A 7,482-nucleotide genomic window follows, 5' to 3' on the forward strand; every position below is an offset into this window, starting at 1 on the left:
CCCTGGCCCCCTCTTTTTTGGAGAGGGGGTCAGGGGGTGAGGTTACGGCAGCCACGGCTCACTCGCCGCAAAAACAGCCTTCACCGTGTACTGCCTGGCCTCTTTGGCCGTAAGCTGATGCGACCACGCCACCCGGCCCTTGGGATTGGCGCCGGGGCCGGTGGAGTTGTATTCGGCAAAATAGGCCGTCTTTTCGTTCTCGGGATTCTTCCAGTTGTCCCAGCCCGTGGCGGTGATGTGGCTGCCCATCTCGGCGTTGAGGTACAGCACTTTGGCATTGGGCCGCCAGGGCCGGCCCAGGTTCACCTTCTTGGCCAGGGCCGTATCGGCCGTCAGCTTGCAGCTCAGAAACACGAAGCCAAACCGCTGCCCGGCCGGCGTCGAGGCCGCCGTGATGAAGGAGTTTTTCTTGCTTTTGATGACGCAATGGTCGAACACGGCCGTGCTGGCCCCGAAAATAAAATCCGTCGTGCCCTCCAGGTAGCAGTCCTTGAAATACTGGCGGGTGTGGTTGGTGGAGAGGAACAGGATATCCTGATTGCCCACCACCCGGCAGTTGCGGAAAGTGCAGCGGTCGCCTTCCACATGCAGCGCCACGGCCTGCCCGGCGGTGTAGCCGGCGTTGTTTTCGAAGGTGATGTTCTCGGCTGAAAAGTCGTTGGCCTGCACCAGCACCGAGTGCGACGTAGGCGTGGTAATGCCGTTTGTGCCCGAGTGGTCATCGTAGGTCAGGATGGTCTGGTCCTCGTCCTCCCCCACCATTTTGATGTGGACTTTGAGGGCCGGCACCACCAGTTTTTCGCGGTAAGTGCCTTTTTTGATAAAGATGGTGACGGTTTCCTGGCTCTGATTGGGCACCGCGTCCACTGCCTCCTGCACGGTACGGTAGGTGCCCGAGCCATCCTGGGCCACGATGATGGGCCTGGCTTTGGAGGGCGTTTGGGCGTGCACCGCACTGGTAGTCAGCAGCACCAGGGGCAATAGCTTCATTCGAAACAACATCGAGACAACAGTTAATTGGCCAGTGGATTCCAGCCGTGCAGCACGTTTTGCAGGGTGTACAGCTTGGCTTCGGCGTCGGTGAGTTGGTGCGACCACGGCGCCCGCCTGGCCGGTGCGGCGCCCGGCCCGTGGCTTTGGTACTCGGCGTAGTAGGCCGTTTTCTTGTTCGACTCCTTTTCCCACGGGTCCCAGCCCTCGGGCCGAATTATGGCGCCCAACTCACAATTCAGGTACACGGTTTTGGCGTAAGGCCGCCAGGGCCGGCCCAGTCCGAAGCTACTGGCCGGCGCATCGCCCCCAATGCGGCAGTGGCTGAACACGTAGCCAAACCGCGCCGTGTCGGGCGTGGATGCTGCCGTGACGTAGCCGCTCTTTTTGCAGAAAATCTCGCAGTCCTCAAACCACGCCGTGCTCGAACCGAAGATAAAATCCACCGTCCCTTCGATGTAGCAATTCTTGTAAAACTGCCGGCTGCCGCGCCCATACGTGTACAGCGTGTCCTGAAATCCCAGAAACCGGCAATTCACAAACGCGGCTCTGTCGCCATCAACCCACACGGCCACGGCCTGCCCCACCGGCCCCGACGAGTTCTGAAACGTCAGGTTCTCAGCCGAAAAATCGGAGCCGTAGAGGTAGCAGCTAGCCGAGCCCGACGTGCCCTTGTCCTCCCCGAAAATATTCTTCTTCTGGTTGTAGTCGTCGTAGGTCAGGATGGTCAGGTCCCGGTCTTCGCCGATGAGCTTCACTATATTCTTGGAGCCCGCCAGGATGAGTTTCTCCTTATAAATCCCCTTTTTGATGAAGATGGTCGTGGCTTTCTTCCGAAAGTCGGGCACGGCGTTGAAGGCCTCCTGCACGGTGCGGAACTTGCCGCTGCCGTCCTGCGCCACCACAAAATCGTAGCCAAAAGCCCGGCCCAGCCCGCCGAAACTTAGAAACACAAGCAGCAACAGATTCTTCATGGCTAAGGGGTAAATCTGCCGTAAACCTAGTAGCTAGTGCCGCTGAAACCGCCATCTTTTTGCGCAATCGTTCCCGGCCATGAGGCCGTTTTCATTCCATAAAAAAACCCGACCAACCGGCCGGGCTTTTCATTTCAACTGTTCGGCGTACTTATTCCTGTTCCTGCGCGCCGGCCGCCTTGTTCATCACCTCCACAATCTCGGCCGAGATGCCGGTGGTGCTGAAGCCACCGTCGTGCATCAGGTTTTGCATGGTCACGTAGCGCGTCAGGTCCGAAAACAGCGAGATGCAGTAGTCGGCGCAGGCTTCGGCCGGGGCGTTGCCGAGGGGCGACATCTTATCAGCGAAGTCGTAAAACGCGTCGAAGCCCGTGATGCCGGCCCCGGCCGTGGTGCGGGTTGGCGACTGCGACACCGTGTTCACGCGCACCTTTTTCAGCTTGCCAAACCGCTGGCCGTAGCTACGGGCAATGCTTTCGAGCATGGCCTTGGCCTGCGTCATGTCGGTATAATCGAGGAAGGCGCGCTGCGAGGCAATGTAGCTCAGGGCCACAATGCTGCCCCACTCGTTCATGGCGTCCTGCTTCTCGGCCACGGCCATCATCTTGTGAAACGACATGGCCGACACGTCAATCGTCTGCTGGAAGAATTTGTAGTCCAGCTCGCCATAATGCTTCTTTTTGCGGATGTTGGCGCTCATGCCAATGCTGTGCAGCACGAAGTCAATCTTGCCGCCCAGCTTCTCCTGCGCCCCCGAAAACAGCGCCTCCAGTTCCTCCACCGATGTCGCATCGGCCGGAATAATGGGCGCGTTGCATTCCTCGCTCAGCTTGTTGATTTCGCCCATGCGCATGGCCAGCGGCGCGTTGGTGAGCACAAAACGGGCGCCTTCGGCATGAGCCCGCTGGGCCACCTTCCAGGCAATGGACTGTTCGTTGAGGGCGCCGGAAATGATGCCGACTTTACCGGCGAGGAGGTTATTGGACATAGGGGTTTGGATGGTGTAATGGAAGAGTAAGTGCCGCCTGTCATGGTGAGTGGAGCGCAGCGAAACGCGGCAATCCGTTCTCTCTCAGCGCCTAGCTTTAGGGTGCGACAAACCCAACCGTTGGGTTTGCGGCGGCAAGTTAGCAGTTGGGGTTGTCACATTATCAGGTTGGTTGCTGAGAGAGGACGGATTGCCGCGTTTCGCTGCGCTCCACTCACCATGACAGACGCTCACCTCACGCCGCTGCCGTTTCCCCCCGCAGCGCCAGCAACTCGCGGGCGCTCTGGAAAGCATTTTCGCTCGGCTTGGCCCCCGCAATCATGTGCGCAATTTCCTTGATGCGGTCATCCTGGTTCAATTCGCGGATGCGGCTCACGGTGCGGTCGGCCCGGTCTTCTTTGTACACGAAGTAATGCACATCGCCGGCCGCCGCCATTTGGGGCAGGTGCGAGATGGCTACGAGTTGGTGCTTCCGGGCCATTTGCTGCATCATGCGGCCCACTTTCACGGCAATCTCACCCGAAATACCGGTGTCAATCTCATCGAATACAATCGTGGGCAGGGCCGTCTTGTCCGCCAGCATATACTTAATGCACAGCATCAGGCGCGAGAATTCGCCGCCCGAAGCGGCCTTGCTCAGCGTCTGAGGCTGGGCGCCCTTATTGGCCGTGAAGAGGATGCTCACCACATCGACGCCGCTGGTGGCGGGCGCGCCGGTGCTGTGCTGCACCACAATGCGGGCGTGCGGCATACCGAGGTCGGCCAGCAGCAGCCCCAACTGCTTTTCAAAGTTGGGGAACGACTTGCGGCGGCTCTCCGAAAGCTTGCTGGCCTGCTTGGTCACGGCGGCCAGGGCCGCGTCGGAATCCTTGCGCAGGCGGGCAATTTCTTTATCCAGGTTCAACACCGAGCTCACTTTCTGGCGCAGGGCATCGCGCACGGCCATCAGCGCAGTCAAGCCGCGGGCCTGGTGCTTGCGCTCCAGCGTGTAGAGCACGTTGAGGCGGTCCTGCAGCTCCTCGGCACGGGCGGGGTCACCTTCGGTCCGGCGTTCGGCGGTTTCCACTTCGTCGGCGATGTCGTGCAGCTCAATCAGGCAGCTGTCGAGGCGCTGGCGCAGCTCCTTGCAATTATCGGCGTAGCTCGCCACCTGGCCCAGCAGCGTCACGGCTTCTTTCATGTTGCCGGTGGCGCAGGTTTCGCTGTCGCGCAGCCCGTGCAGGGCCTGGCTCAGTTTGTACTTAATTTCCTCGGCGTGCTCCAGCTGCTTCACCTCCTGCTCCAGGGCGTCCTGGTCTTCGGTGTCGAGGCGGGCATCTTCCAGCTCGTTCAGCAGAAAGCTATTGTAGTCCAATTCTTTACTGGCTTGCGCGGCCTGACTTTCCAGCGTATCCAGGTCGACTTCCAGCTTGCGGTACTGTCGAAAAGCACTGCTGTACATGGTGCGCTGCGGCACCAAACCAGCGTACAAGTCCAATAGATTGAGCTGAAAGACGCCATCGCCCAGCAGCAGCGTGTCGTGCTGCGAGTGAATATCCATCAGGTTGGCCCCGATTTTCCGCAGGGCTTCCAGCGTCACCGGCGTGTCGTTCACAAAGGCACGCGACTTCCCATTGGGGCTGATTTCGCGCCGCAGAATGCAGTGCGTGTCGTAGTCCAAATCCTCGGCCTCGAAAATATCCTGCAACTGGTAATTGGCAATATCAAACTGGCCCTCAATCACGCATTTGCGCTCGGTATCGAACAGCATCCGCGAGTCGGCCCGGTTGCCCAGCAACAGGCCAATGGCGCCCAGCATAATGGATTTACCAGCCCCGGTTTCACCCGTAATAATATTCAGCAGCGGCGAAGGACGCAATTCCAGCTGCTCAATCAGCGCGTAGTTTTTAATCCGTAAATCGACAAGCATTATAATTAATTATGAGCTATGAATTAGAAGTCATGAATTAGAAATCGTCCGTTTGACAACTCATAATTCATAACTTATAACTCATAATTTATTTAAGTACCGTTTGATATTTCGCTGAATTCGTCGGGTCTACTTCCGTGAGCATCGTCACGAGCTGCTGCTTCTGCTGCTGGTCCTGACTGGTGCGGAAGATGTTGGCAATTTCATCGGATTTCGCATCGAAGAAAGCCCTGGCGAATAAGGTGCTGGGCCGCGTCACGGCGGCTTGCTGCACGCCAGTTAGCGCAGTCATTACCGCAGCGCGGGCCTCTTCGGGCTTCTCAATAAAGCGGTCGAGCCCCAGTCGATAGTAGCCATACAGGCCCGTGCGAAAGGCTTCCAGCTGCGGGTCGGTGATGTTGTCGAGCAGCCAGTGCCGCTCGCGGGAGCCCGTGCCGCGCCAGCCCTCATCGGCTTCGTTGGTGCTGGTTTGGTTGGACGTGTAACTCACCACGGTGCGGGCCATTTCGTAATACGGGGTGCCGCCGAGCCGGGCAAACGTGTCGCGGTCGAGGCCGATGACGAGGTAAGCATAATAACCCAGCAGCGACGAGAGGTTGGAAACGAAGCTATTGGGTGAGAAGTCCAGCGGGGTCTGCGGCGAATAATTAAAATTGAAGCTCCGGTCGCTGATGCTGATGACGTTGGTGTCGTAGCCGGTGCCGTACACCGGGCGCGTCGAAATCAGGCGCATGGTGGAATTGTAGGTGCCGTTTTGGGGGATGGCCGTGATGCCGATGAAGATTCGGAGCTTAATCCGCTCCTCGGGCCGATAGGTCTGGGTGGTCCAGGCGCGGCTGTTGAGGAAAGTCCGGATGTCGTTCTGCATCTGCGTGACCAGCGTGGGGTCGGTGATGGTGACGTTTTGGGTGGTCACCTGCACTTCGGCCAGCAGCTCCTGGGCACGGGCCGCGGGGCCAGCCGCCAGGAGCAGCCCGAAAACGGAGAATATTGCGAGAAGTTTTCGCATCATAAGGAAGGTGCCAGGCGGCTCATTATCAGGCTAACCAACCCGCGGGCCACATCGGCTTTGGATTGCAACTCAAAATTAACGATTTGGCCGGCGGCATCCAGCACGGTCACTTTGTTGGTGTCGTGGCCGAAACCCGCGCCCGCGTCGCGCAGCGAATTCAGCACGATGAGGTCGAAGTTTTTCCGGTGCAGCTTGTCCCGGGCGTGGGCCAGCTCGTTCGTAGTCTCCAACGCAAAACCGACCGCAAATTGTTCAGGCCGCTTGCGCTGGCCGAGGGTGGCGGCGATGTCCACGTTTTTCACCAGCTCCAGCGTAAGGGTTTCGCCCGATTTTTTTATTTTATCCATCGCCACATGGGCCGGCCGGTAGTCGGCCACGGCGGCGGCGAAAACCCATACATCGGCTTCTCCGGCCACCTTTGCCGCTTCGGCATACATCTCGGCCGCCGTCTCCACCCGCACCATGCGGATGCGCGGACTGGCGGGGTCCGGCAAGTGGCTGGGGCCACTCACCAGCGTCACCTCCGCGCCCTGCGCGGCAAAAGCCTCCGCCAGCGCGTAGCCCATCTTGCCCGTCGAGCGGTTGCCGAGGAAACGGACGGGGTCGAGTGGTTCGTAGGTGGGGCCGGCAGTGAGAAGGACGTGCATTAGCTTAATGAGGACTTACGCAGTTGGCAGATAGAATTAGCCGTGAAGCGGCGACACATTGGTAGTTAAATTATTGAAAAACAACTCAGAGCCGCAAAGCGGCGGCACTCTTTGCAGACGAAAAGTGCCGCCGCTTTGCGGCTTATTTTCCTTTGCTAATCAATAGACTACCAACATGCCGCCGCTTTGCGGCTATTCAACTGCGTAAGTCCTATTAACCAGGAATGAGAAATGAAGAGTTACCTGCTTTGTAATCATTGCTAATTCTTCATTCTTCATTCTTCATTAAGCGCAGCGTCAACTCCGCCACAATATCCCCGGGCTCCAGCATGCGCCCGGGGCCGCTGAGGCCGCTGGCCAGCTCGCCACTGGGCGAGTCGAATACGTGGTTGCCAAAGGAGCGCAGCCGCGCCAGATTCTGCATCACGGCCGGGTGAGCGAACATATCCACGTCCATCGCCGGGGCCAGAAACACGGGGCAGCGCGCCGACAAATACACGGCGCAGAGCAGATTGGGGCACAAGCCATTGGCCAGTTGCCCGATGGTGTTGGCGCTGGCCGGCGCAATCAGCAAGGCATCGGCCCAGAGGCCCAGCTCGACGTGGTTGTGCCACTCCCCGGCGGCCGCATCACGCAAAAAGCCCGTCAGGACGGGCTTTTTGGAGAGGGTGCCCAACGTGAGGGGCGTAACAAAAGCAGCGGCAGCTTCGGTGAGAACAACCTGCACTTCGGCCCCGGCTTTAACGAGTAAGCGCGTGAGCATCGCCGATTTGTAGGCGGCAATGCTCCCGCTCACGCCCAGCAGAATGCGGCGGCCAGCCAGTGGGCTCGTTGTTAGCTCAGGCATACGCTGCTGGCAAATTAATCACTAACAACTGACAACAAAAAACGGACAACCAGATAAGACTAGAACAGCTCGCGGGGCACCGGAATTTCTTCCGGCTCGGGCGTGGTGTACTGAA

Annotated in this window: 7 protein-coding genes; all 7 read right to left on the reverse strand. The window is 58.9% G+C overall.

Annotated features, from left to right (window positions below; all coding sequences use genetic code 11):
* Positions 1 to 42: 42 nt before the first annotated feature.
* The 7 genes from J4G38_RS16050 to J4G38_RS16080 all read right to left on the reverse strand — a co-directional run bounded on the left by J4G38_RS16050 (position 43) and on the right by J4G38_RS16080 (position 7,367).
* Positions 43 to 990 (reverse strand): pectinesterase family protein, encoded by a 948-nt coding sequence (locus J4G38_RS16050; RefSeq protein ID WP_210518045.1) that lies wholly within the window; start codon positions 988 to 990, stop codon positions 43 to 45.
* Positions 991 to 1,013: 23 nt separating this feature from the next.
* Positions 1,014 to 1,964, reverse strand: coding sequence for a pectinesterase family protein (locus J4G38_RS16055; RefSeq protein ID WP_210518047.1), 951 nt, complete (start codon positions 1,962 to 1,964; stop codon positions 1,014 to 1,016).
* 151 nt (positions 1,965 to 2,115) lie between these two features.
* A complete protein-coding gene (locus tag J4G38_RS16060) occupies positions 2,116 to 2,952 on the reverse strand; it encodes an enoyl-ACP reductase FabI (RefSeq protein WP_210518049.1) in 837 nt (278 codons plus the stop codon).
* Positions 2,953 to 3,187: 235 nt separating this feature from the next.
* A complete protein-coding gene (recN, locus tag J4G38_RS16065; protein ID WP_210518051.1) occupies positions 3,188 to 4,861 on the reverse strand; it encodes a DNA repair protein RecN in 1,674 nt (557 codons plus the stop codon).
* 88 nt (positions 4,862 to 4,949) lie between these two features.
* Entirely contained in the window at positions 4,950 to 5,873 is a 924-nt protein-coding gene (porD, locus tag J4G38_RS16070) for a type IX secretion system protein PorD (protein WP_210518053.1), read from the reverse strand.
* Positions 5,870 to 6,520: a phosphopantothenoylcysteine decarboxylase gene (locus J4G38_RS16075; protein ID WP_210518055.1), complete on the reverse strand. Its 651-nt coding sequence runs from the start codon at positions 6,518 to 6,520 to the stop codon at positions 5,870 to 5,872. Before J4G38_RS16075 ends, porD begins: the two co-directional genes overlap by 4 nt.
* 268 nt (positions 6,521 to 6,788) lie before the next feature.
* Positions 6,789 to 7,367 (reverse strand): flavoprotein, encoded by a 579-nt coding sequence (locus tag J4G38_RS16080; protein ID WP_210518057.1) that lies wholly within the window; start codon positions 7,365 to 7,367, stop codon positions 6,789 to 6,791.
* Between the last annotated feature and the right edge of the window lie 115 nt (positions 7,368 to 7,482).

It is taken from the genome of Hymenobacter terricola, assembly GCF_017921975.2.
In the GTDB taxonomy this organism is placed as follows: Bacteria; Bacteroidota; Bacteroidia; order Cytophagales; family Hymenobacteraceae; genus Hymenobacter; species Hymenobacter terricola.

Excerpts from the sequence above, each read along its gene's own strand:
- J4G38_RS16050 (WP_210518045.1), bottom strand. The coding sequence starts at position 990 with ATGAAGCTATTGCCCCTGGTGCTGCTGACTACCAGTGCGGTGCACGCC.
- J4G38_RS16055 (WP_210518047.1), bottom strand. The coding sequence starts at position 1,964 with ATGAAGAATCTGTTGCTGCTTGTGTTTCTAAGTTTCGGCGGGCTGGGC.
- J4G38_RS16060 (WP_210518049.1), bottom strand. The coding sequence starts at position 2,952 with ATGTCCAATAACCTCCTCGCCGGTAAAGTCGGCATCATTTCCGGCGCC.
- recN (WP_210518051.1), bottom strand. The coding sequence starts at position 4,861 with ATGCTTGTCGATTTACGGATTAAAAACTACGCGCTGATTGAGCAGCTG.
- porD (WP_210518053.1), bottom strand. The coding sequence starts at position 5,873 with ATGATGCGAAAACTTCTCGCAATATTCTCCGTTTTCGGGCTGCTCCTG.
- J4G38_RS16075 (WP_210518055.1), bottom strand. The coding sequence starts at position 6,520 with ATGCACGTCCTTCTCACTGCCGGCCCCACCTACGAACCACTCGACCCC.
- J4G38_RS16080 (WP_210518057.1), bottom strand. The coding sequence starts at position 7,367 with ATGCCTGAGCTAACAACGAGCCCACTGGCTGGCCGCCGCATTCTGCTG.